The organism is Curtobacterium sp. C2H10 (genome assembly GCF_025407985.1).
GTDB lineage: Bacteria > Actinomycetota > Actinomycetes > Actinomycetales > Microbacteriaceae > Curtobacterium.
Window position 1 is genome coordinate 17,507 of record NZ_JABXGF010000029.1, and the last position, 21,529, is coordinate 39,035.

Annotated in this window: 21 protein-coding genes; 10 read left to right on the plus strand and 11 right to left on the minus strand. The window is 71.0% G+C overall.

The features are described 5' to 3' along the window. Positions 1–138 precede the first annotated feature (138 nt). From HWD93_RS11755 to HWD93_RS11770, 4 genes are read right to left on the minus strand one after another with little or no spacing between them, the layout of a single operon-like run. Positions 139–1,824, minus strand: a complete 1,686-nt coding sequence (locus HWD93_RS11755; protein ID WP_070418986.1) for a cytochrome bc complex cytochrome b subunit — start codon at positions 1,822–1,824, stop codon at positions 139–141. Next, positions 1,824–2,891, minus strand: coding sequence for a ubiquinol-cytochrome c reductase iron-sulfur subunit (locus tag HWD93_RS11760; RefSeq protein WP_070418987.1), 1,068 nt, complete (start codon positions 2,889–2,891; stop codon positions 1,824–1,826). Before HWD93_RS11760 ends, HWD93_RS11755 begins: the two co-directional genes overlap by 1 nt. A gap of 33 nt (positions 2,892–2,924) precedes the next feature. Then, positions 2,925–3,734, minus strand: a complete 810-nt coding sequence (locus tag HWD93_RS11765) for a cytochrome c (RefSeq protein ID WP_071294687.1) — start codon at positions 3,732–3,734, stop codon at positions 2,925–2,927. Positions 3,735–3,755: 21 nt separating this feature from the next. Beyond that, a complete protein-coding gene (locus HWD93_RS11770; RefSeq protein WP_031260857.1) occupies positions 3,756–4,394 on the minus strand; it encodes a heme-copper oxidase subunit III in 639 nt (212 codons plus the stop codon). Positions 4,395–4,464: 70 nt separating this feature from the next. On the opposite strand from HWD93_RS11770, the gene trpD reads away from it, so the two are divergent. Then, complete coding sequence (trpD, locus tag HWD93_RS11775) at positions 4,465–5,520, plus strand: anthranilate phosphoribosyltransferase (protein ID WP_070418989.1); 1,056 nt, start codon at positions 4,465–4,467, stop codon at positions 5,518–5,520. 81 nt (positions 5,521–5,601) lie between these two features. Here the strand turns inward: trpD and glpK are convergent, their stop codons facing one another. Then, positions 5,602–7,113, minus strand: a complete 1,512-nt coding sequence (glpK, locus tag HWD93_RS11780) for a glycerol kinase GlpK (RefSeq protein ID WP_070418990.1) — start codon at positions 7,111–7,113, stop codon at positions 5,602–5,604. A gap of 45 nt (positions 7,114–7,158) precedes the next feature. Further along, positions 7,159–7,881: an MIP/aquaporin family protein gene (locus tag HWD93_RS11785; RefSeq protein WP_261646917.1), complete on the minus strand. Its 723-nt coding sequence runs from the start codon at positions 7,879–7,881 to the stop codon at positions 7,159–7,161. A gap of 312 nt (positions 7,882–8,193) precedes the next feature. On the opposite strand from HWD93_RS11785, the gene dhaK reads away from it, so the two are divergent. From dhaK to dhaM, 3 genes are read left to right on the plus strand one after another with little or no spacing between them, the layout of a single operon-like run. After that, positions 8,194–9,195, plus strand: coding sequence for a dihydroxyacetone kinase subunit DhaK (gene dhaK, locus HWD93_RS11790; RefSeq protein WP_261646918.1), 1,002 nt, complete (start codon positions 8,194–8,196; stop codon positions 9,193–9,195). 57 nt (positions 9,196–9,252) lie between these two features. After that, positions 9,253–9,879, plus strand: coding sequence for a dihydroxyacetone kinase subunit DhaL (dhaL, locus tag HWD93_RS11795; RefSeq protein WP_261646919.1), 627 nt, complete (start codon positions 9,253–9,255; stop codon positions 9,877–9,879). Next, positions 9,876–10,598, plus strand: coding sequence for a dihydroxyacetone kinase phosphoryl donor subunit DhaM (gene dhaM, locus HWD93_RS11800; RefSeq protein WP_261646920.1), 723 nt, complete (start codon positions 9,876–9,878; stop codon positions 10,596–10,598). Before dhaL ends, dhaM begins: the two co-directional genes overlap by 4 nt. Positions 10,599–10,618: 20 nt before the next feature. Here the strand turns inward: dhaM and HWD93_RS11805 are convergent, their stop codons facing one another. Further along, positions 10,619–11,212: a TetR/AcrR family transcriptional regulator C-terminal domain-containing protein gene (locus tag HWD93_RS11805; protein ID WP_261646921.1), complete on the minus strand. Its 594-nt coding sequence runs from the start codon at positions 11,210–11,212 to the stop codon at positions 10,619–10,621. Between the two features lie 56 nt (positions 11,213–11,268). On the opposite strand from HWD93_RS11805, the gene HWD93_RS11810 reads away from it, so the two are divergent. After that, positions 11,269–12,489: a beta-ketoacyl-[acyl-carrier-protein] synthase family protein gene (locus tag HWD93_RS11810; protein ID WP_261646922.1), complete on the plus strand. Its 1,221-nt coding sequence runs from the start codon at positions 11,269–11,271 to the stop codon at positions 12,487–12,489. 98 nt (positions 12,490–12,587) lie between these two features. Continuing rightward, on the plus strand, positions 12,588–14,717 hold the full coding sequence (gene helR, locus HWD93_RS11815) for an RNA polymerase recycling motor ATPase HelR (protein WP_261646923.1): 2,130 nt from the start codon (positions 12,588–12,590) through the stop codon (positions 14,715–14,717). Here helR and HWD93_RS11820 read toward each other — a convergent pair. After that, positions 14,704–15,537, minus strand: a complete 834-nt coding sequence (locus HWD93_RS11820) for a helix-turn-helix transcriptional regulator (protein ID WP_261646924.1) — start codon at positions 15,535–15,537, stop codon at positions 14,704–14,706. The two genes, helR and HWD93_RS11820, sit on opposite strands and share 14 nt — an antisense overlap. A gap of 102 nt (positions 15,538–15,639) precedes the next feature. Here HWD93_RS11820 and HWD93_RS11825 point away from each other — a divergent pair, with 102 nt between their 5' ends. Continuing rightward, positions 15,640–16,320 carry an SDR family NAD(P)-dependent oxidoreductase gene (locus HWD93_RS11825; RefSeq protein WP_261646925.1) on the plus strand — a complete coding sequence of 227 codons (681 nt, stop codon included), beginning with the start codon at positions 15,640–15,642 and terminating at the stop codon, positions 16,318–16,320. Between the two features lie 230 nt (positions 16,321–16,550). After that, complete coding sequence (locus HWD93_RS11830) at positions 16,551–17,582, plus strand: alcohol dehydrogenase catalytic domain-containing protein (RefSeq protein ID WP_261646926.1); 1,032 nt, start codon at positions 16,551–16,553, stop codon at positions 17,580–17,582. 16 nt (positions 17,583–17,598) lie between these two features. Here the strand turns inward: HWD93_RS11830 and HWD93_RS11835 are convergent, their stop codons facing one another. Continuing rightward, on the minus strand, positions 17,599–18,192 hold the full coding sequence (locus HWD93_RS11835; protein WP_261646927.1) for a dihydrofolate reductase family protein: 594 nt from the start codon (positions 18,190–18,192) through the stop codon (positions 17,599–17,601). Positions 18,193–18,547: 355 nt separating this feature from the next. On the opposite strand from HWD93_RS11835, the gene alr reads away from it, so the two are divergent. Together alr and HWD93_RS11845 are read left to right on the plus strand one after the other, a co-directional pair. Next, complete coding sequence (alr, locus tag HWD93_RS11840; protein WP_261646928.1) at positions 18,548–19,678, plus strand: alanine racemase; 1,131 nt, start codon at positions 18,548–18,550, stop codon at positions 19,676–19,678. Next, on the plus strand, positions 19,671–20,657 hold the full coding sequence (locus HWD93_RS11845) for an ATP-grasp domain-containing protein (RefSeq protein WP_261646929.1): 987 nt from the start codon (positions 19,671–19,673) through the stop codon (positions 20,655–20,657). Before alr ends, HWD93_RS11845 begins: the two co-directional genes overlap by 8 nt. 24 nt (positions 20,658–20,681) lie before the next feature. Here HWD93_RS11845 and HWD93_RS11850 read toward each other — a convergent pair whose 3' ends face one another. Both HWD93_RS11850 and HWD93_RS11855 read right to left on the minus strand, forming a co-directional pair. Next, the gene (locus HWD93_RS11850; protein ID WP_261646930.1) at positions 20,682–20,843 is read right to left on the minus strand and encodes a hypothetical protein; all 162 of its coding nucleotides are present in this window, start codon (positions 20,841–20,843) and stop codon (positions 20,682–20,684) included. Between the two features lie 259 nt (positions 20,844–21,102). Then, positions 21,103–21,408, minus strand: a complete 306-nt coding sequence (locus tag HWD93_RS11855; protein WP_070419002.1) for a hypothetical protein — start codon at positions 21,406–21,408, stop codon at positions 21,103–21,105. Positions 21,409–21,529: the final 121 nt, after the last annotated feature.

Below are 21,529 nucleotides of genomic sequence, written 5' to 3' on the forward strand. Positions count from 1 at the left end.
GTGCAACACAGTGCCACACCGTCCTGGACGAGTCCAGCACGTGTCGGTGAATCGAACGTGAACGCGGCACGGCGTGTTCCCGCACGCACGACGAAACCCCCGCCACCGAGGTGACGGGGGTTCCGGTGCGCGGGGTGCCTAGTGCTTCGACTCGACCGCGGGCGCTTCGTGTCCGGCTTCGAGGTCCGGGCCGTGGTGCGCAGCATGCGCAGCCTCGAGCTCGGCCTTGGACACCGGGGTGATCCGGTCCTCGAAGAAGAAGCGCGACATGCTGGCGCGGGCCTTCTGCAGGCTCGAGATCTTGCCTCGGGCGTTCGGACGGATCATGAGCGGCTTGTACTCGTTGAACTGCAGGAGCTTCCAACGCTCGTACTCGTCGAGCTGCTCGTGCACCTCGATGTACTCGCCGTGGGGGAGTCGCACGATGCGTCCGGACTCGTACCCGTGCAGGACGATCTCGCGGTCCTTCTTCTGCAGGGCGAGGCACACGCGCTTCGTGATCCAGAAGGCGACGAACGGGCCGAGGACCGTCGTGGCCTGGATCACGTGGATGACGTGGTCGATCGACACGTAGAAGTGGGTCGCGATGATGTCCGACGACGCGGCGGCCCAGAGGCTCGCGTAGAGCGTGATGCCGGCGGCACCGAACGCCGTGCGGGTCGGGGCGTTGCGCGGGCGGTCGAGGATGTGGTGCTCACGCTTGTCGCCGGTGACCCACCCCTCGATGAAGGGGTAGATGAAGATGGCGAGGATGAGGAACACCAGCACCGCGATCGGCACGAGGATGTTGAACGACACCGTGTAGCCGAACCACACGACCTCCCAGTGCGGCGGCACCAGACGGAGCGCGCCGTCGGCGAAGCCGATGTACCAGTCGGGCTGGGTACCGGCGGACACCGGGGAGGGGTCGTACGGGCCGTAGTTCCAGATCGGGTTGATCGTGAACAGCGACGCGATGAGGGCGAGGATGCCCGCGACGATGAAGAAGAACCCACCGGCCTTCGCCGCGAACGCCGGGAGGATCGGCACGCCGACGACGTTCTCGTTCGTCTTGCCGGGGCCGGCGAACTGCGTGTGCTTGTTGATGACGACCAGCACGAGGTGGACGCCGAGCACCGCGACGAGGATCGCCGGGAGCAGCAGGATGTGCAGCGTGTAGAGGCGGCCGACGATGTCGGTACCCGGGAACTCGCCACCGAAGAGCAGGTAGGCGATCCAGACGCCGATGACCGGCACACCCTCGATCATGCCGACGATGATGCGCAGACCGTTGCCGGAGAGCAGGTCGTCGGGGAGCGAGTAGCCCGTGAAGCCCTCGGCCATGGCCAGGACCCACAGGATGAAGCCGAACACCCAGTTGAGCTCACGCGGCTTGCGGAAGGCACCGGTGAAGAACACGCGGGCCATGTGCAGCATGATCGAGGCCACGAACAGCAGGGCCGCCCAGTGGTGGATCTGCCGGACGAAGAGCCCGCCGCGGATGTCGAACGAGATGTTGAGCGTCGACTGCAGTGCGGTCGACATCTCGATGCCCTTCAGCGGGACGTACGAGCCGTGGTAGACCACCTCGGCCATGGACGCCTGGAAGAAGAACGTGAGGAAGGTACCGGACAGCAGGACGACGACGAAGCTGTACAGCGCCACCTCGCCGAGCATGAAGCTCCAGTGGTCGGGGAAGATCTTGCGCCCGACCTCCTTCACGAGGCCCGAGATGCTCGTGCGCTCGTCGATGTAGTTGGCGACCCCGCCGATGATGCGGGATCCGCGCTCCGGTGCCGGCTTGGTGGTCGACGACGCGGGTGCGTTGGTGGTCGTGCTGCTCATCAGCGTTCACGCTCCCAGAAGGACGGGCCGACGGGCTCGTGGAAGTCGCTCTGCGCAACCAGGTAGCCGTCGTCGTCGATCGCGATCGGAAGTTGGGGGAGGGGGCGTGCCGCCGGCCCGAAGATGACCTCGCAGTTGTTCGAGACATCGAAGGTCGACTGGTGGCACGGGCAGAGCAGGTGGTGCGTCTGCTGTTCGTACAGGGCGACCGGGCATCCGACGTGGGTGCAGATCTTCGAGTACGCGACGATGCCGTCGTAGCCCCAGTTCTCGTGGCCCTTGGAGGGGTTGAGGTCCTTGGGGTCGAGGCGCATGAGGAGGACGGAGGCCTTGGCCTTCTCCTCGAGCATGTCCTCCTTGTCGAGCATGCCGTCCGGGATGACGTGGAACACCGAACCGATGGTCACGTCGGACGCCTTGATCGGCAGACCCGTCGGGTCCTTCGTCAGGCGCGTGCCCTTCGCCCACATGGTGTGGCGGAGGAGTTCGTTCGGGTCGGCCGCGGGCGCGAGGTCGCGCACGAGGACGATGCCCGGGAGGGGGAAGGCCGCCAGGGCGCCGATCATCGAGTTGCGGATCAGCTTGCGACGGCTGAAGCCGGACTCCTTGTCGGCGAGCTGGAACGCCTCGACCGCCTTGGCACGGGTCGCGTCGGTGCCGCGGGTGCCGTGGCGGAGCTCGGTGATCTCGCGGTCCACCACGAGCGACTTCGACCAGTACACGGCGCCGAGGCCCAGCGCGAGGAGGGCGAGGGCGATCGAGAGGCCGAGCCAGAGGTTGGCGGTCCGGACGGTCCCGAAGTCGTCGGAGTCGATCGGGAAGGCGACGTAGGCCGCGATCGCGAGGACACTTCCCACGATCGACAGGTAGAAGAACGTGGCGACCTGACGCTCGGCCAGGCGCTGCTTCTTCGGGTCGACGTCGGTGCGGCGTGCGCGGTGCGGCGGCTCGCCCGGGTTCTCGAACGGGTCCGTCGGCAGGACCGCGATCCCGGCCGAGGTGGTGGTCGTGCCGTGCTTCTCGACAGCCGAGGACGAGTTCAGTGCCTCGTCGTCGTGCTCTGCCATGGTGTTCCCTTCAGTGTCGTTCGACACGGACGATCAGTTGGACTTCGCGGTCAGCCAGACGGTCATCGCGACGACCGCGCCGAGTCCGAAGATCCAGATGAACAGACCCTCTGCCACCGGGCCGAGGGAGCCGAGTGCGAACCCGCCGGGCGACTTGTTGTCCTGCACGTACTTGAGGTACGTGATGATGTCGGCCTTCTGCTCGGGGGTGAGGTTCAGGTCGTTGAACACCGGCATGTTCTGCGGGCCAGTGACCATGGCCTCGTAGATGTGCTTGCCGGACACCGACTGCAGGTTCGGCGCGTACTTGCCCTCGGTCAGGGCACCACCGGCGCCGGCCACGTTGTGGCACATGGCGCAGTTGATGCGGAAGAGCTCCGCACCTTCGGCGGCGTCGCCGTCCTCGCCGTTGGTCAGGCTCTCGGAGGGGACCGCCGGGCCGGGGCCGAGCGACGCGACGTACTCGGCGAGTGCGTCGATCTGCTCGTCCGTGAACTGCGCGGGCTTCTCTTCGGCCTGGGGACCCTGGGCGGCCATCGGCATGCGGCCGGTGCCGACCTGGAAGTCGACCGACGCGGCACCGACACCGATGAGGGACGGACCCTCACTGGTGCCCTGCGCGGAGAGGCCGTGGCAGGTGGCGCAGTTCGAGGCGAAGAGCTTCTGGCCCTCGTTCACCTTCGACTGACTCGAGGCCGCCACGGTGCTCGTGCTGTCGTCGGCGTTCGCCGTGGAGCTGAACAGCGCGTACGCACCGCCGGTGGTCATGAGACCGACGACGATGAGCGACACGGTCGCCATCGGTGAACGGCGGCCCTTCTTGGACTTGGTTCTGTTGAACATGCGGTGGGGGCTATCCAGTTCCTACTTGAGAAGGTAGATGACGGCGAAGAGGCCGATCCAGACGACGTCGACGAAGTGCCAGTAGTACGACACGACGATCGCGGTGGTCGCTTCCTTGTGACCGAAGTTCTTGGCGGCGAACCCGCGGCCGAGCGTCAGCAGGAAGGCGATGAGGCCACCCGTGACGTGCAGACCGTGGAACCCGGTGGTCATGTAGAAGGCCGAACCGTAGGCGCTGGAGGAGAGCGTCACGCCCTCGTGCCAGAGGTTCGCGTACTCGAAGATCTGGCCGCAGACGAAGATCGCGCCCATGCAGTACGTGACGAAGAACCACTCCGTCATGCCCCAGTCCTTGGGGTTCCAGCTCGTCCGGTGCACCTGGAAGCGCTCGGCCGCGAAGACCGCGAACTGGCAGGCGAAGCTGGACAGCACCAGGATGATCGTGTTCACCGAGGCGAAGGGCACCTCGAGCTTGGCGGTCTCGGTCGCCCAGAGTTCGGGCGAGGTGCTGCGCAACGTGAAGTAGATCGCGAACAGGCCGGCGAAGAACATGACCTCGCTGCCCAGCCACACGATCGTCCCCACGGCAACGGCGTTCGGCCTGTTCAGGACCGGACCGCTGGCGGATCTGGAGAGAGGGGTGCTAGTCACAGACTCCATTATGGCCGAAACCACGGACAGTGTTTTCGCAGCCAACTGGCGGGTCTCTCGAATTCACTACGATCAGAGCATGCTCGACGCTCTCACCTGGCCTGCCGTGATCAGCGCGCTCATGGCGCGCGAAGACCTGACGATCAGCCAGTCCACATGGGCCATGCAGGAGATCGTGGCAGGTCGGGCCACCCCGGCGCAGATCGCCGCCTTCGTCGTGGCCCTCCGTGCCAAGGGCGAGACCGTCGACGAGGTCGTCGGTTTCCGCGACGCGATCCTCGACGCGGCCGTCCCGCTCGACGTCGACCCGATGGCGCTCGACATCGTGGGCACCGGCGGCGACGTCGTCGGCACGGTGAACGTCTCGACGATGAGCGCGATCGTGATCGCCGCCGCGGGTGTCCCCGTCGTGAAGCACGGCAACAAGGCGAGCTCCTCGAAGTCCGGGTCGAGCGACGTCCTCGCCGCACTCGGACTCGACCTGACGATGGACGCCGCGCGTGTCGCGGACACGTTCCGGCGTGTCGGACTGACCTTCGCGTTCGCGAGCGCCTTCCACCCCGGGTTCGCGCACGCCGGACCCGTCCGCCGCGAGATCGGCGTCCCGACGGTGTTCAACTTCCTCGGTCCGCTCGTCAACCCCGCACGGTGCGAGGCGAACGCCGTGGGCGTGGCGCAGCTCGAGCTCGTCCCGATCATCACGGGCGTGTTCCAGACCCGCGGGGCGACCGCACTCGTGTTCCGCGGCGACGACGGCCTCGACGAGCTGACGACGACCGGGCACAGCCACATCTGGGAGGTCACCGGCGGCCGCGTCACCGAGCACGACCTCGACCCGCGCGACCTCGGGATCGCCCGGGCCCGGATCGAGGACCTGCTCGGCGGCGACCCGGAGCACAACGCCGCCGTGGTGCACCGCGTCCTCGCGGGGGAGACCGGTCCGGTGCGCGACATCGTCCTGCTCAACGCCGCCGCCGGCCTGGTGTCCTTCCGCCTGGCGGAGGACCCGGCCGAGGTCGACCGCCCGATCCTGCAGCGCTTCCGCGAGCAGCTGGTCGTCGCGGCCGACGCGATCGACTCGGGCGCCGCCGCGCGCAAGCTGGCCGACTGGGTGGGCGCGACGCCCGTCGCGTGAGCGCAGACGCAACACAGCGGAGGCGCGCTGCCGGTCCGTGGGACCGGCACCGCGCCTCCAGGCGGTCACCTCAGGACAGGACTACTGGACGTCCTCGTCGACCCAGTCGAACGTCTTCGTGACGGCCTTCTTCCAGAGGCGCAGGGTGCGCTCGCGCTCGGCTTCGTCGAGCTGCGGCTCCCAGCGCTTGTCCTCCTGCCAGTTGGCACGGAGCTCGTCGAGGTTCGCCCAGAACCCGACCGCGAGCCCGGCCGCGTAGGCCGCGCCGAGCGCCGTCGTCTCCGCGACGACCGGACGGACCACCGGCACGTTCAGGATGTCCGCCTGGAACTGCATGAGCGCGTCGTTGGCGGTCATGCCGCCGTCGACCTTGAGCTCGGTGAGGTCCACACCGGAGTCCGCGTTGACGGCGTCGAGGACCTCGCGGGTCTGCAGCGCCGTCGCCTCGAGGGCGGCACGGGCGATGTGGCCCTTGTTCACGTAGCGGGTGAGGCCGACGATGGCACCGCGGGCATCCGGACGCCAGTACGGCGCGAAGAGCCCCGAGAACGCCGGGACGAAGTACACGCCGCCGTTGTCCTCGACGGTCTTGGCGAGGGCCTCGACCTCCGGGGCGCTGCCGATCAGGCCGAGGTTGTCGCGGAGCCACTGGATCAGCGAGCCCGTGACGGCGATCGACCCCTCGAGCGCGTAGTGCGTCTCCTGGTCGCCGAGCTTGTAGCCGACGGTCGTGAGCAGCCCGTTCTCCGAGCGGACGATCTCCGTGCCCGTGTTGAAGATGAGGAAGTTGCCCGTGCCGTAGGTGTTCTTCGACTCGCCCTGGTCGAAGGCCGCCTGGCCGAACGTCGCGGCCTGCTGGTCGCCGAGGATGCCGGCGATCGGGACCTCGCGGAGGAGGTTCGAGGACTCGACGTGGCCGTAGACCTCGGAGGAGCTGACGATCTCGGGGAGCATCGACTTCGGCACGCCGAAGTCGGCGAGGATGTCGTCGCGCCACTCGAGCGTCTCGAGGTCCATGAACAGCGTGCGGGACGCGTTCGTGACGTCCGTCTTGTGGACGCCGCCGTCGACGCCACCGGTCAAGTTCCAGAGGACCCAGGTGTCGGTGGTGCCGAAGAGCAGGTCGCCCGCCTCGGCCTTCTCGCGCGCACCCTCGACGTTCTCGAGGATCCAGACGATCTTGGTGCCGGCGAAGTATGTCGCCAGCGGCAGACCGACGACCGACTTGTAGCGGTCGGTGTCGCCGTCGGCGAGCTTGTCGACGATCGACTGCGTGCGGGTGTCCTGCCAGACGATCGCGTTGTAGACCGGCTTGCCGGTGTTCTTGTCCCAGACCACCGCGGTCTCGCGCTGGTTGGTGATGCCGACCGCCGCGACGTCGTGGCGGGTGATGTCGGCGCGTGACAGCGCCTGGCCGATGACCTCACGGGTGTTGTCCCAGATCTCCGACGGGTCGTGCTCGACCCACCCGGCACGCGGGAAGATCTGCTCGTGCTCCTTCTGTCCGACGGACACGATCGAGCCGGAGTGGTCGAAGACGATCGCTCGGGTGGAGGTCGTGCCCTGGTCGATGGCGACGATGTAGTCGGCCATTGGTGCTCCTAACGGTCTTGCTCGGGTGGGTGTGGTGAGGGTGGATCAGGCGAGGGGCAGGAGTGCGTACGACAGCCCGGCTGCGAGGGCACCACCGACGAGGGGGCCGACGACCGGCACCCAGGCGTAGGCCCAGTCGCTCGAGCCCTTGCCCTTGATCGGCAGGAAGGCGTGCGCGATACGGGGGCCGAGGTCACGGGCAGGGTTGATCGCGTAGCCGGTCGGGCCACCGAGGCTGACACCGATCGCGATCACGAGGAAGGCGACCGGGATGGCGCCGAGCTCGGCCGGGGTCTTGCCGTTGGTGAAGGCGATGACCACGAAGACGAGCACGAAGGTGCCGATGATCTCGGTGACGAGGTTCCAGCCGTACGTGCGGATCGCCGGGCCGGTGGAGAAGACGCCGAGCTTCGCGGCCGCGTCGGGTTCCTCGTCGAAGTGCTGCTTGTAGGCCAGCCAGACGATGACCGCACCGATGATCGCGCCGATCAGCTGGGCGAGCCAGTAGAGGAACATCTCACCGATGGTGATGTTGCCCAGGATGGCCCGCGCGAGGCTCACCGCGGGGTTGAGCTGGCCGCCGGACTTGTACGACACGGTGACACCGGCGAAGACCGCGAAGCCCCAACCGATCGTCACCATGAGGAAGCCGGCTCCGAAGCCCTTGGACTTCGTCAGCGAGACAGCGGCGACGACGCCGCCACCCAGGATGATGAGCATCGCCGTACCGACGAGCTCGGAGAGGAAATTGACGCCGATGCCGTCCATCGGTGACCTCCAGTGCGTGAGGGTGGGGGTCCGGTGGTACAGCGCCGGCACTCCCCGTTGAGTGATTGGGGCCGAGCATACTGACGGGCATCGGCGGATGGCGATGCATTCGTGAGGGAAGTGCGCGATTGTGCACGAACGTGCATGCACGGTGTGCGCCCGCGCATCCGAGGCCGGTGGCCCGCCCCCGGGTCGGTGCACGAACGTGCACACGGGGGGAACGCTCGCCCGGGGCGGCGATGTAGATTGAGGGCACTCCGGTCGACGACGGCGGTGCTGCCTCGCGATCGCCCGCACTCCGTGGAGGTCAGCATGAAGAAGCTCATCAACGATCCGCAGGCCGTGGTCGACGAGACCGTGCGCGGGTTCGCCCGTGCCCACGCCGGCCACGTCGTGCTGGTCGAGGACCCGATCCACATCCACCGCGCGGACGCCCCGGTGTCCGGCAAGGTCGGGATCGTCAGCGGCGGGGGCAGCGGACACGAGCCGCTGCACGCCGGGTTCGTCGGGTACGGCATGCTCGACGCCGCGGTGCCGGGGCCGGTGTTCACGAGTCCCACACCGGACCCGATCGTCGCCGCGACGAAGGCCGTCGACGGGGGAGCCGGCGTGCTCCACATCGTGAAGAACTACACCGGCGACGTCCTCAACTTCGAGACCGCCGCCGAACTCGCCGGCATGGACGACGTCCGGGTCGAGTCCGTCGTGGTGGACGACGACGTCGCCGTGCAGGACTCGCTCTACACGGCCGGCCGACGCGGGGTCGCCGGCACCGTCGTCGTCGAGAAGTGCGCGGGCGCCGCAGCCGAGCGGGGGGACGACCTCGACTCCGTCGCCGCCGTCGCCCGGCACGTGAACGACGTCACGCGCTCGATGGGGCTCGCGCTCGCCTCCGGCACCGTCCCGCACGCCGGCGAGCCGTCGTTCACCCTCGCCGACGACGAGGTCGAGCTCGGCATCGGCATCCACGGCGAGCCCGGCCGCGAACGCATCCCGATGGCCCCGGCCGACGAGCTCGTGGACCGCGTGCTCGAACCGATCCTCACCGACCTCGCCGCTCCCGCCGGGTCGAAGCTGCTGCTCCTCGTGAACGGCATGGGCGGCACGCCCCTCTCCGAGCTCTACATCGCCTACCGACGCGCCGCCGAGGTCCTCACCGACCGCGGGTTCGACGTCACGCGTAGCCTGGTCGGCGACTACGTGACATCCCTCGAGATGCAGGGGTTCTCGCTCACTGTCACGGTGCTCGACGACGAACTCACCGCCCTCTGGGACGCACCGGTGGAGACCCCGGCACTGCGCTGGGGACGCTGAACCCACCGCACCACGACCCGGCCCGTGAACGGAGCCGGACGCAGGAAGGAACACGAATTGGCGCTCGACACCGCATGGGCCATCGACTGGGTCCGACGCACCGCCGCGACGATCGACGAGCACCGGGCCGAGCTCGTCACGCTCGACCGTGAGATCGGCGACGGCGACCACGGTGAGAACCTCGACCGCGGCTTCCGTGCCGTGCTCGAGGCCGTGGACGCCGGTTCGTTCGACACCCCCGGAGCCGTGCTCAAGGTCGTCGCGACGAAGCTCATCTCGACGGTCGGCGGTGCCGCGGGTCCGCTGTTCGGGACCGCGTACCTCAAGGCCGCACAGGCCGCCGGGGACGCCGCGGAGCTCGACGCCGACACGCTCGTCCAGGTGCTGACCGCTGCCCGTGACGGCATCGTGTCCCGGGGCAAGGCGGCCGTCGGCGACAAGACCATGGTCGACGCCTGGTCGCCCGCGGTCGACGCCGCCGGTGCCGCGGCCGCCGCCGGGGACAGCCCGGAGCAGGTGCTGGCCGCAGCCGCCGACGCGGCCGTCATCGGCGCGGAGTCGACCGACCCGCTGGTCGCCCACAAGGGCCGCGCGAGCTACCTCGGCGAACGTGCCGTCGGGCACCGCGACCCGGGCGCGCAGTCCACCGTGTACATCCTCCGCGCGGCCGTGGACGCCGCGTGACCGTCGGGATCCTGATCGTCTCGCACAGCGCGGCGATCGCGACCGGCACCGTCCAGCTCGCTCGGCAGATGGCGGCGGACGTCCCGCTCGTGGCCGCTGGTGGCACCGACGACGGCGGCATCGGCACCTCGTTCGAGGCCATCACGGCCGGCATCGAGGAACTCGGCGACGCCGAGGCAGTGGTCGTCCTGTGCGACCTCGGCTCCGCCTACCTGACCACCGACACGGCGCTCGACTTCCTCGACGACGACGTCCGGGCGCGCGTGCACGTCTCGCAGGCCCCGCTGGTCGAGGGCGCGGTCGCCGCGGCCGTCGCCGCACAGACCGGTGGCGACGTCGACGCGGTCCTGGCCGCTGCCGCGTCTGCCGCAGGCTCCGAGGCGGACGCGAGTCGTGCCTCCAGTCCGTCCGGCGGCGGGCCAGGAGGCGCGGCGCCGGTCTCCGGGACCGGCTCCGTCGACGACGTGGCCGCGTCCGAGACGGTGGAACTCGTCAACGAGAGCGGCCTGCACGCCCGGCCGGCCGCGGAGTTCGTGAAGACGGCCGCCAAGTTCGACGCCGAGGTCCGGGTCAACGGGGTGGACGCGAAGAGCCTGCTCGCGATCATGGCGCTCGCACTGCCCAGGGGGGCAACGGTGACCATCGAGGGGACCGGAGCCGACGCGCAGGACGCGGTCGACGCGCTCGTGGCCCTCGTGCGGTCCGGCTTCGGCGAGTAGGGCGCTGCGCCTCCTGCGGGTCAGGTGATCGAGACGGTGCCGGCGAGGTCGAGGTCGGACGGTCCGCCGGTGACCCCGGCGTCGGCGAGCAGCGTGGCGCCGAACACCGCGCTCCAGAACGTCCGCGCGTCGCGTCCGACGCCGCTCCGGCTCGTCCAGCCGTGTTCGGTGACGACCCGCTCGAGGTAGCGCTCCGACTGCCGGAACAGCACCTGCAGGAGCAGTCGCACCCGGTCGCGCTGCGCGGCGTCGTCGCCCGCGCTCGCGAGGGCCCGCACGACGAGCGGCGTCGACGGCATCGCGAGGGCGGTGCGGGCGAGGACCTGCCGGAACGCCACGGCGCTCGTGGCGCGACGCCCGGCTGCCTGCAACCGGGTCGTGTCGCGCAGGAACAGCGCGAACGCGGCGTCGAGCACCAGTCGGTCCTTCGATCCGTAGTGGTGCGTGATCTGGTTCGGGTAGACGCCCGCGGCCCGGGCGATCTCGCTCACGGTCACCGTCCGGTGCTCGGTCGGGCCGCCGGTGCCGCTGAGCAGTCCGGCGGTCGCGGCGAGGATCCGCGCCCGGGTGGCTGCCCCGCGCGGGGTGCCCGGAGCGTCGCTCGTGGTTGCCATGCCGGAATTGTACGTGGTACAACTCAACTTGTTCAATGTACAAGAAGGAGCCTCCCGTGCACATCTCCATCACCGGCTACGGAGCGGTCTCGCCGTTCGGCCACGGCGTCGACACGCTCTGGGACGCCCTGGTCGCCGGCCGCTCCGGCGTGCACGACCTCGACCGGACCGGCACGCACTGGGACCAGGTCCCGATCCGGGTCGGCGCAGCCGCCGCACTCGACGCGGACGGAGCACTCGGGCGGGTCCGGGCGAACCGGCTCGACCGCAGCCAGCAGCTCGCGCTCGTCGCGGCAGAGGAGGCCTGGGCGGACGCCGGTGCCCCGACGGTCGAGGGGGACCGGCTCGCCGTCGTCGTCGGCACCGGGATCGGGGGAGTGGAGACGCTCCTCGACGCCCACGACGTGCTCGGCACCGCTGGCGCCCGTCGCGTGTCGCCCCGCACCGTCCCGATGCTCATGGCGAACGCCGCCGCGGCGCAGATCAGCATCGCGTTCGGTGCACGGGCCGGGGCGTACACGACCGTGTCCGCCTGCGCCTCCGGGGCCGAGGCGATCGCGACGGCCGCGCGGTTGATCGTCACGGGGGAGGCCGACGTCGTCATCGCCGGTGGCACCGAGGCGGCCGTGACGCCGGTGACCATGGCGTCCTTCGCGCAGTCGCAGGCCCTCGCGAGGCCCGGCGACGACGACCCGACGACGCTCTCCCGCCCCTTCGACGCATCGCGCCGCGGGTTCGTGCTCGGCGAGGGTGCCGGGTTCGTCGTGCTCGAGCGGGCCGACCACGCCGCTGCCCGCACCCAGCGCTCGCACGGGACCCTCGCCGGATGGGGCATCACCTCGGACGCGTTCCACATCACCGCACCCCTGGCGGACGGGTCCGAGCAGGAGCGGGCGATGACCGCGGCGATCCGGATGGCCGGGCTGACGGGTACCGACATCGACCACGTCAACGCACACGCGACCGGCACCCCGGTCGGCGACGTCGGCGAGGCCGCTGCGATCGCTCGCGCGGTCGGCACCGGGGCTGTGGTGACCGCGCCGAAGGGCGCCATCGGGCACATGTTCGGGGCAGCCGGGGCCGTCGAGTCGATCCTCGCCGTGCGGGCGATCGAGACGGGGCTCGTGCCGGCGACGCTGAACCTGGAGCACCTCGACCCGGCGGTCGGGCTGGACGTGGTCGCCGGGGCCGCGCGGGAGGTGCCGATCCGGACGGCGCTGAACAACTCGTTCGGCTTCGGTGGGCAGAACGCGTCGCTGGTGTTCACCGCGGCGTGACCCGGCCGCGAGACGGCGGACCCCTCCCGCCTTGACCAGGATACGGCCGGACCCGGGGCTTGCCGCAAGACCCCCGTCGTGCCCCACAATCGACCCTCGTGTCAACGCCGTACCCCGTCTTCGACCTCCCCGAACGCCTCGCCGACAAGGCCGATCCGGCCCTGATCGCCGACGACGAGCGGCACTTCGCCGCGATCGCCGCCACCCTCGACGCCTCGACCACGACGCTCACCCGACGCCTCGACGAGCTCCGCCGGACCCGAGCGGGCGGCGGGGAGTACACGGTGGAGCGCGATGCCGAGGTGCGCCGGGTCACCCGCGAGCTCACGGCACTCCGGCGGTACGGGCTCGACCTGTGCATCGGGAGGATGGTGTTCGCCGACCGCCCACAGCCGGTCTACGTCGGCCGCTCGGGGCTCACCGACGACGACCTCGAGCGGCTGCTCGTCGACTGGCGCTCGGCGACCGCGGAACCGTTCTTCGCGGCGTCGCACGGTGATCCTCGTGGCCTGGTGAGCCGGCGACGCTACCGCTGGCAGCGCGGTCGGATCGTCGACTACTGGGACGAGGCCTTCACCGACGAGGGCCTGCTGCACACCGCGGCCCTGGACGACCAGTCGGCGTTCGTCGCGAGTCTCGGCACCAGCCGCAGCCCGCGGATGCGGGACGTGCTCGGGACGATCCAGTCCGACCAGGACGCCGTGATCCGCGCGGACTCCGCCGGAGCACTCGTGGTGGACGGCGGCCCGGGGACCGGCAAGACCGTCGTCGCGCTGCACCGGGCGGCGTACCTGCTCTACGCCGACCCTCGCGTGTCCCCGCGGCACGGGGGTGTGCTGTTCGTCGGGCCGACGCACGGGCACCTCGACTACGTCGGGGACGTGCTGCCGGCACTCGGCGAGGACGGGGTGCACCTCGCGACCGTGACGGACCTGGTGCCCGAGGGCGCCGACGTCCCCGACGAGGCCGATCCGGACGTCGCGGCGATCAAGGCGGGTGCGGCGCTGACCCGGGCGGTCGAGCGTGCGGTCCGCGGGTACGAGCAGCCGCCGGAGCGCACGGTCGTCGTCGAGACGGACTGGGCGGACGTGCCGATCACGCCCGACGACTGGGCCGACGCGTTCGACGCGGCGGACCCGGGCGACCCGCACAACGCCGCACGCTCCGACGTCTGGGACGCGCTGCTCGAGATCGTGACCACCCGCCTGGCGGGAGCGGCCCCACCCAGGGCGATCCGCGCCTCCGTGGACGACAGCGACGTCCTGCGTGACGCGTTTCGCCGGGCGTGGCCCGTGCTCGACCCGGACGGTGTGGTCGCGGACCTGCTCGCGGTGCCCGAGCACCTGGCGCGGTGCGCGCCCGACCTCACCGCAGCCGATCGCGCACGCCTGCACCGCCCGGACGCCCGCGCGTGGACCCGGTCCGACCTGCCCGTGCTCGACGCCGCCCGTCGGCGCATCGGTGACCCGGCCGCTCCGGCCCGGGAGCGTCGTGCTGCGGCCGCCAGGGCCGCCGAACGCGAGCGGATGGACCGGGTGATCGAGGACCTCGTCGCGGCCGACGATTCCGAGCTGCAGCTCATGAGCATGCTGCGCGGTGCGGACGCACGGAACAGCCTCGACGACGACGCGGTGACGGCGGCACCGGACGCCGATGCCCTGGCGGGACCGTTCGCGCACGTCGTCGTCGACGAGGCCCAGGAGCTGACGGACGCGGAGTGGCTGATGCTGCTGCGGCGCTGCCCGAGCCGGAGTCTCACGGTCGTGGGGGACCGGACCCAGGCGAGGGAGCCGTTCGCCGAGTCGTGGGAGGACCGGCTCGCCCGGATCGGGCTCAGGGACGTCCGGACCGCGCGTCTCCGGATCAACTACCGCACGCCGTCCGAGGTGATGGCGGTCGCCGAACCCGTCATCCGCGCAGCCGTGCCGGACGCGAACGTGCCGACCTCGATCCGCGACTCCGGCGTGCCGGTGCAGTACGGGTCCGCGGACGAGCGGGACGTGGTCCTGGACAGGTGGGCCGCGGCGAGCGCCGACGGGATCGCGTGCGTGGTCGGCGACGCCGGGTACGCGGGGACGGACCGGATCCGTTCCCTGTCCCCGGAGGCGACGAAGGGTCTCGAGTTCGACCTCGTCGTCCTGGTGGACCCGGAGCGGTGGCGCCCGGTCGACCGCTACGTGGCGATGACCCGGGCGACCCAACGACTGGTCGTGCTCAGCTCGGCGTGAGTTCCTGCAGGCCGGTGACGCGCAGGAGGTCGAGCTTCGCGGCGTCCTCGGTGCCGGGTACCGCCGTGTAGACGACGATGCGGAGGTCCCCGCCCGGCACGCTCAGGACGTCGCAGTCGATCTCGATCGGGCCGACGGGGGAGTGCACGCGCTTGCGGCTCGCCCGGTGCTCGGCGACGCGTCCGGTGTCCCAGCGGCGCTCGAACTCGGGGGACTCGCGACGGAGGCGTGCCACGAGCTCGGCGAGGTCCCGGTCGGCGGGGTACCGTCCGACGGCGGCGCGGAGGTCGGCGGCGAGGTCGCTGGAGAACTCCTCCTGGTGCTCGTCGTCCCATTCGACCTCGTCGTGGCCGTGCATGAAGTGTCGCCACACGAGGTTCCTGTCGATGCCCGTGTACCGGGAGGGGTCACCGGTGAGCGCTGCCCAGAGGTCGTTCCACAGGACGATGTCGTGCGCGGCGGTGAACACGGCGAGGGGGACGTCGCCGAGGCGGTCGACGATGCGCTGCACGCCCGGGGTGACGTGCCGGGGGACGACCCGGCGCGACGGCGGCGCGGACCCTGCGACGCGGCAGAGGTGGTCGCGTTCCTCCTCGGAGAGACGGAGCGCGGTGGCGAGTGCGCCGAGCAACTGCGGCGACGGGTTCGTCGCGCGTCCCTGTTCGAGGCGGACGACGTAGTCGACGCTCACGCCGGCGAGCGCAGCGAGCTCCTCGCGACGGAGACCCGGCGTCCGTCGACCGGGCCCGGCCGGCAGGCCGACCGCTTCGGGACGGACCCGGTCGCGCCAGGAACGCAGCACACTCGCGAACTCGCTCATGCCCACCATCCTCGACCCGCGCCTCCCGGCCTGCCTGGTACTGGTGGTCCCACTGTCAAGCGGTGCCTGGGGGACCCGGCCACGCAGGCGGAGGCTTGGCGCATGACAACGACACTCATCACCGGAGCCAACCGCAGTCTCGGGCTCGAGACCGTCCGTCGCCTCGTCGACGCCCGGCACACCGTGTACGCCGGCATGCGCGATCCGGCCACGGGGGACGCGGCGCGTGCCCTCGGCGCGCACGTCGTCCAGCTGGACGTCACCGACCAGTCCTCGGTCGAGCGCGCGGTCGCCGGACTGCCCGGACTCGACGTGCTGGTGAACAACGCGGGCATCCTCGGGACGTCGTTCGGGGTCGACGACCTCGACGCCGCTGCGATCGGAGCCGTGCTCGACACGAACGTGACCGGCGTCGTGCGCGTGACGCAGGCGGCGCTGCCGCTGCTGCGGGAGTCGGCGAACCCGGTCATCGTGAACGTGGCCTCGGGTGTGGGCTTCCCGCGGTGGCTGACGACTCCGGGGCGGGACGAGTACCCGGTGCCGGCGGTGCCGTACGCGGCGTCGAAGGCGGCACTCATCGCCCTGACCGTGCAGTACGCGAAGAACCTGCCCGGGTTCCGGGTGAACGCGAGCGACCCCGGGTACACGGCGACGGAGTTCAACGGCTTCGGCGGGCACCAGACCGTGACCGAGGGGACGGACGCCACGGTGGCGCTGGCGACGCTCGGCGCGGACGGTCCCACGGGGGAGTTCCACGACCGCGACGGGCGCGTCGCGTACTGAGGGGGGCGGGGCGGGCGGGGCGGGCGCCGCGGGGCGGCCCGCGGCCGCTTCGTGAGCAGAAGATGTCGGGTCGGACGGATCGACCCGACACCTTCTGCTCACCAAGCGCGTCCGCACCGCGCGCGGGACGGCCTGGAGGCACGGCTCGCGTCCGACGGACGAGCTCGCTCCGTCCCGTGACCGGGTCGCAGAGCCCCCGCCAGCGCGTTCCCGTCTGTCAGGATGGCCGGATGCGCGCAGTCCAGTACGACGAGTTCGGTTCCGTCCCCGCGGTCGTCGAGGTCCCGGACCCGGTCGCCCCGATCGACGGGGTGGTCGTCCGGGTCGCCGCGACCGGGGTCTGCCGGAGCGACTGGCACGCGTGGAAGGGGCACGACGACTCGGTGCACCTGCCGCACGTGCCCGGGCACGAGTTCGCCGGCGTGGTGTCGTCCGCCGGCCCCGACGTCCGCGGGTTCGCCGTGGGGGACCGGGTCACCGCGCCGTTCGTCTTCGCATGCGGCGAGTGCGAGCAGTGCCTGGACGGTGCGACGCAGGTGTGCATCCGGCAGCAGCAGCCCGGCTTCACGCTGCCCGGTTCGTACGCCGAGGCCGTGGTGGTCCCGCACGCGGACGTCAACCTCGTCGCGCTGCCGGACGCCGTCGGGTTCGCCGAGGCCGCCGGACTCGGATGCCGCTTCGGGACCGCGTACCACGCACTGCACGCCCGGGGACGGGTGGCCGCCGGCGAGTGGGTGGCCGTCTTCGGCTGCGGGGGAGTCGGACTGTCGACCGTCATCGTCGCGGTCGCCGCCGGAGCGGAGGTCGTCGCGGTGGACGTCTCGCCCGCCGCGCTCGCACGTGCAGAAGCCCTCGGTGCGGTTCCGGTGCCGATGGACGACGCGGTCGGGGAGGCCGTCCGGACCGTCACGGGCGGCGGAGCCCACGTGTCCGTGGACGCCTTCGGCAGCCGCGCCACGTCCGTCGCCGCGGTCGCCGCACTCCGGCCTCGGGGTCGGCACGTCCAGGTCGGGCTGCTGCTCGACGACGAGGCCGTGCCGGCGATCCCGATGGGCCGCGTCATCGGCGACGAGCTCGAGCTGCTCGGCAGTCACGGGATCTCGGTGGGGGAGTACGCGGCGATGCTCGACGACGTCGTCGCGGGGCGACTCCGCCCGTCCGAGTCGATCGGTCGGACGATCGGGTTCGACGAGCTTCCCGAGGCGATCCTCGCGATGGACCGGCCGGCGACGTCGGCGGGCATGACGGTCGCGGTGTTCTGAGCGCCGGAGACCGCCCTCAGCGCTTCGGTCGGTACACGTCCGCCTTCGCGCCGCCGTCGAACACCGTCGAGCTGATCAGCGTCAGGTCGAGTTCGTCCTGCAGCCCCGAGAAGATCCCGTCACCCGCCCCAAGGACCACCGGCAGGACCACCAGGCGGTACTCGTCGACGAGGCCCGCGGCCACGAGGCTCCGGCAGAAGTCCGTCCCGCCCTGTGCGAGGACGTCGGCGCCGTCCTCGGCCCGCAGCCGGTCGACCTCCGCCACGAGGTCGCCGTGCGCCACCCGGGCACCGGTCCAGGTCGCCGCCGCGGGGGAGTCGGCCCCACCCGTGTCGACCGTGGCAGGATCGAACGCACGCTGGCGGGTGAAGATGACCTTCGGGACGGTGTTCATCGCACCGGCGACGGGTGTCGTCGCGTTCGCCCAGAAGCCAGCGATGGACTCGAACGTCCGACGACCGAACGCGTGCACACCGGCGCCGGACACGGTGTCGAGCACCCACGCGGCCGAGTCCGGACTCGCGGCGCGGAACATCCAGTCGGACTCGGCACGTGCACCTGCGACGAAACCGTCGAGGGACATCGACATCTTGAGGACGAGCTTCCGCATCGGACACCGCCGCTTCCGAGCACCGCTCGGCGCTCATGACGGCGATGTTAGAGGGGAGTGGCGTCGACCACCAGAGCGCGGCCGCAGCGCGGCCCGACGGATCTGAGTTGACATAATATTCATTATCGGCGCGCAGCGAGTGGGGCCAGGAGGCGCGGATCACCGCAGCCGGTCCGCTCACGCCAGCCGCGCCTCCCGTCCCTCGTGCAGCAGCGACGGCCGTCATCCGTGCGGCATCGACCGCTTCGGTCGCGCGGCGCGCGACGTCATCCCCAGGACCGATGACTTCCTCCGTGGTGTCAGTGACCATCGATATCATGCATATCAGTTCGGTAGCGATCTCCAGGAGGCAGGCATGACACCGTCGCGCCCACAGCTCGTCGTCCACGACGACGCCGTCCGCGCGAACACCGCCGTGTTCGCCGACCGGACGGACGGCGGCGTCATGGCCGTCCTCAAGGCCGACGGGTTCGGCCACGGGGCGATCGCCCGGTCGGTCCTCGCCGCCGGAGCGACGTCGATCGGCGTGACCACCATCGACGAAGCGATCGCCGTCCGGGCAACCGTGACGGACGCGCCGGTGCTCAGCTGGCTCAACCCGGTCGACGCGGACTTCGACGGTGCGCTGCTCGCCGACGTCGACATCGCCGTCCCGAGCGCCGAGCTGCTCAGTGCCGTCAGCCGTGCAGCAGTCCGGACCGGACGCCGTGCCCGGGTCCACCTGCACGTCGACGTCGGGATGGCCCGCGACGGTGCCGATCCCGGCTCGTGGCCGTCGCTGTGCACCGCCGCACGCGAGCTCGAGCGGCTCGGCACGGTCCGGGTCGTCGGGGTGATGGGCCACATGTCCTGCGCCGACCAGCCCGACGACCCGCAGAACACGCGCGAACGGCTGCTGTTCGACAACGCCGTCCGCACCGCCCGGCGTCGCGGACTGTCCGGCTTCGTCACGCACCTCGCCGCCACGGCAGCGACCGTCACCGGGGTCGGCGGCCGCCATGGTCTGCACCGCATCGGTGCGGGGCTCTTCGGGATCGACCCCTCCCGGACCTCGACGGACCTGCAACCGACGCTCTCCCTGACGGCTCCGGTCGTCGGTTCCCGGGTGATCGGCCCCGGAGCCGGCGTCGGCTACGGCCTCGACCACGTCGTCGACCGTCGGACCACCCTGGCGCTGCTGCCCCTGGGCTACGGCGACGGACTCCCCCGTGCGGCGTCCGAGCGGGCCGAGGTCCAGGTGCGCGGACGCCGTCGACCGCTCGTCGGCCGGTTCTCGATGGACATGGTCGTCGTGGACACCGGCGACGACCGGCTGGAGCTCGGCGAGACCGTCACGTTCTTCGGGCGCGGCCTCGACGGCGAGCCAACCGTCCACGACTGGGCGGACTGGGCCGACACCATCGAGCACGAGATCGTCACCCGGATCGGCACGCGCGCCGCCCGGGTCCACCGCACCGTCACCACCCCGGAGGCCACCGTTGCCTGATCGCCACGACTCCCACACCCCCACGGCGCCGACGCGAATCGCGGTCGTCGGTGGCGGCGCGAACGACGAGCACGAGGTCTCGCTCGCATCCGCGGCCGCGGTCACGCGAGCCGTCCGGGCCCTCGGCTCCGACGCGGTCCCCCTGACGATCGACCGGACGGGCGGCTGGCGGCACACGGACGGTGCCGCGCTGTCCCCCGCGGACGCCGTTGCCGTGCTGACGTCGTGCCGCGCGGCGTTCCCGGTGCTCCACGGTGTCCACGGTGAGGACGGCGCGGTCGCCGGCTTCCTCACGATGATCGGCGTACCGGTGGTCGGCTCCCCCGTCCGCGCCGGCGCACTCGGCATGGACAAGTGGGTCACGAAGACCGTGGCCGAAGCCGTCGGCGTCCGCACGGCGCCGGGTGTGCTGATCCGCGCTGGAGACGAGATCGGCCCGGTGCCCCTGCGGCCGCCCTTCGTCGTGAAGCCGACGACCGGTGGGTCGAGCAACGGCGTGACGGTGGTCCGGATGCCCGACGCGTACGCGGCTGCCGTGGCAGATGCCCGGGCTGCAGGCACCGACGTGCTCGCCGAGGCGTTCGTCACCGGGCGCGAGATCGACATCGCCGTGTTCCGCGACGACACCGGGGCGCTCCGCACCGGCGCGACGCTGGAGATCGGCGTCGCCGACGGAGACCTGTTCGGGCGCACCGAGAAGTACGACGGGACCGCACGGTTCACGGTGCCGGCGGCACTGACAGCCACCGACGAGGCAGCGATCGACCACGCAGCCCGAATCCTCTACGACACGCTCGGGTGCTCTGGCGTCGCGCGGTTCGACTTCTTCCTCACCGATGACGGCGTCGTGCTGAACGAGGTGAACACCGCACCGGGGTTCACCGAGCAGTCGCAGGTGCCCCGGATGTTCGCGGCGGTCGGGTTGGACTACGTCGAGCTCGTTCGCGCCCTGGTGCAGGCGGCGGAACGGGCCGTCTGACCGGTGAACCGTGCCGCCGTGCGATCAGGACTGCGGATCGACGCTCGTCGGGACGTCGTCGGCGTCGATCTCGAGCGAGGCGTGTTCGCCGCCCTGCTCCTCGAGGTTCTTCTGGTCCGTGTCCGGCTGCTCCGGCTCCTCGCTGTGGGTGGTCTCCTCGGCAGGGTCAGGCTGGCTGTAGCTCATGTGGCGGAAGCTACGCGGGCCGACCTGGGCGCGCGTCCGGCGGTCCGGAACACGCGTGGCGTGGTCCAGGAGGAACGGTGCGGGCCCGACTCGCGCCTCCCGTCCGCCGTGGCGTCGCGACGTGGGACGGGGGTGCGACGCGCGGACGCCGAATGCCGGCGAGGCGGATCGGCATCGCTGCCGACCCGCCTCGCTGGCGGACCGCCGTGCGCCGACTCGGGATGGTGATCCCCGGTGAGACGCCAGCGGCGATGTGGACTCAGGCCTGGGACAGCACGACCGCGGTGAGGATGTAGCCGACGATGCCGATGACGATCGCGATGGCCGACAGGATGATGCCGCCGAGGACGATCCCCCGACCGGACGCGCGTCGGCGAGCCAGGATGCCGAGGACGAGCCCGATGATGCCGGCGATCACGCCGATGATCGCGAGGAAGATGCCACCGACGACACCGATGATGCCGAGGACGAGGCTCGCGATGGCGAGTCCGCCACCCGTGCCGGCCGGTGCTGCACCGGGCGTGTTCGCTGCGGGGTAGTTCGGTCCACCGGTCTGGTCGGCCATGAGGTCTCCTTCGTCGTGGACGCTCGTCATGCGACCGGGTAGCCGCGGGCGTGGTGGCCCAAGCATGAGCGTCAGTCAGGACGGTAGACCGTTCGGCCAGCTGGTGTTCAGGTACTCCGCC

What these genes read in the sequence shown, in the direction of transcription:
- HWD93_RS11755 (WP_070418986.1), bottom strand. Translation starts at nt 1,824, where the DNA reads ATGAGCAGCACGACCACCAACGCACCCGCGTCGTCGACCACCAAGCCG.
- HWD93_RS11760 (WP_070418987.1), bottom strand. Translation starts at nt 2,891, where the DNA reads ATGGCAGAGCACGACGACGAGGCACTGAACTCGTCCTCGGCTGTCGAG.
- HWD93_RS11765 (WP_071294687.1), bottom strand. Translation starts at nt 3,734, where the DNA reads ATGTTCAACAGAACCAAGTCCAAGAAGGGCCGCCGTTCACCGATGGCG.
- HWD93_RS11770 (WP_031260857.1), bottom strand. Translation starts at nt 4,394, where the DNA reads ATGGAGTCTGTGACTAGCACCCCTCTCTCCAGATCCGCCAGCGGTCCG.
- trpD (WP_070418989.1), top strand. Translation starts at nt 4,465, where the DNA reads ATGCTCGACGCTCTCACCTGGCCTGCCGTGATCAGCGCGCTCATGGCG.
- glpK (WP_070418990.1), bottom strand. Translation starts at nt 7,113, where the DNA reads ATGGCCGACTACATCGTCGCCATCGACCAGGGCACGACCTCCACCCGA.
- HWD93_RS11785 (WP_261646917.1), bottom strand. Translation starts at nt 7,881, where the DNA reads ATGGACGGCATCGGCGTCAATTTCCTCTCCGAGCTCGTCGGTACGGCG.
- dhaK (WP_261646918.1), top strand. Translation starts at nt 8,194, where the DNA reads ATGAAGAAGCTCATCAACGATCCGCAGGCCGTGGTCGACGAGACCGTG.
- HWD93_RS11805 (WP_261646921.1), bottom strand. Translation starts at nt 11,212, where the DNA reads ATGGCAACCACGAGCGACGCTCCGGGCACCCCGCGCGGGGCAGCCACC.
- HWD93_RS11820 (WP_261646924.1), bottom strand. Translation starts at nt 15,537, where the DNA reads ATGAGCGAGTTCGCGAGTGTGCTGCGTTCCTGGCGCGACCGGGTCCGT.
- HWD93_RS11825 (WP_261646925.1), top strand. Translation starts at nt 15,640, where the DNA reads ATGACAACGACACTCATCACCGGAGCCAACCGCAGTCTCGGGCTCGAG.
- HWD93_RS11830 (WP_261646926.1), top strand. Translation starts at nt 16,551, where the DNA reads ATGCGCGCAGTCCAGTACGACGAGTTCGGTTCCGTCCCCGCGGTCGTC.
- HWD93_RS11835 (WP_261646927.1), bottom strand. Translation starts at nt 18,192, where the DNA reads ATGCGGAAGCTCGTCCTCAAGATGTCGATGTCCCTCGACGGTTTCGTC.
- alr (WP_261646928.1), top strand. Translation starts at nt 18,548, where the DNA reads ATGACACCGTCGCGCCCACAGCTCGTCGTCCACGACGACGCCGTCCGC.
- HWD93_RS11850 (WP_261646930.1), bottom strand. Translation starts at nt 20,843, where the DNA reads ATGAGCTACAGCCAGCCTGACCCTGCCGAGGAGACCACCCACAGCGAG.
- HWD93_RS11855 (WP_070419002.1), bottom strand. Translation starts at nt 21,408, where the DNA reads ATGGCCGACCAGACCGGTGGACCGAACTACCCCGCAGCGAACACGCCC.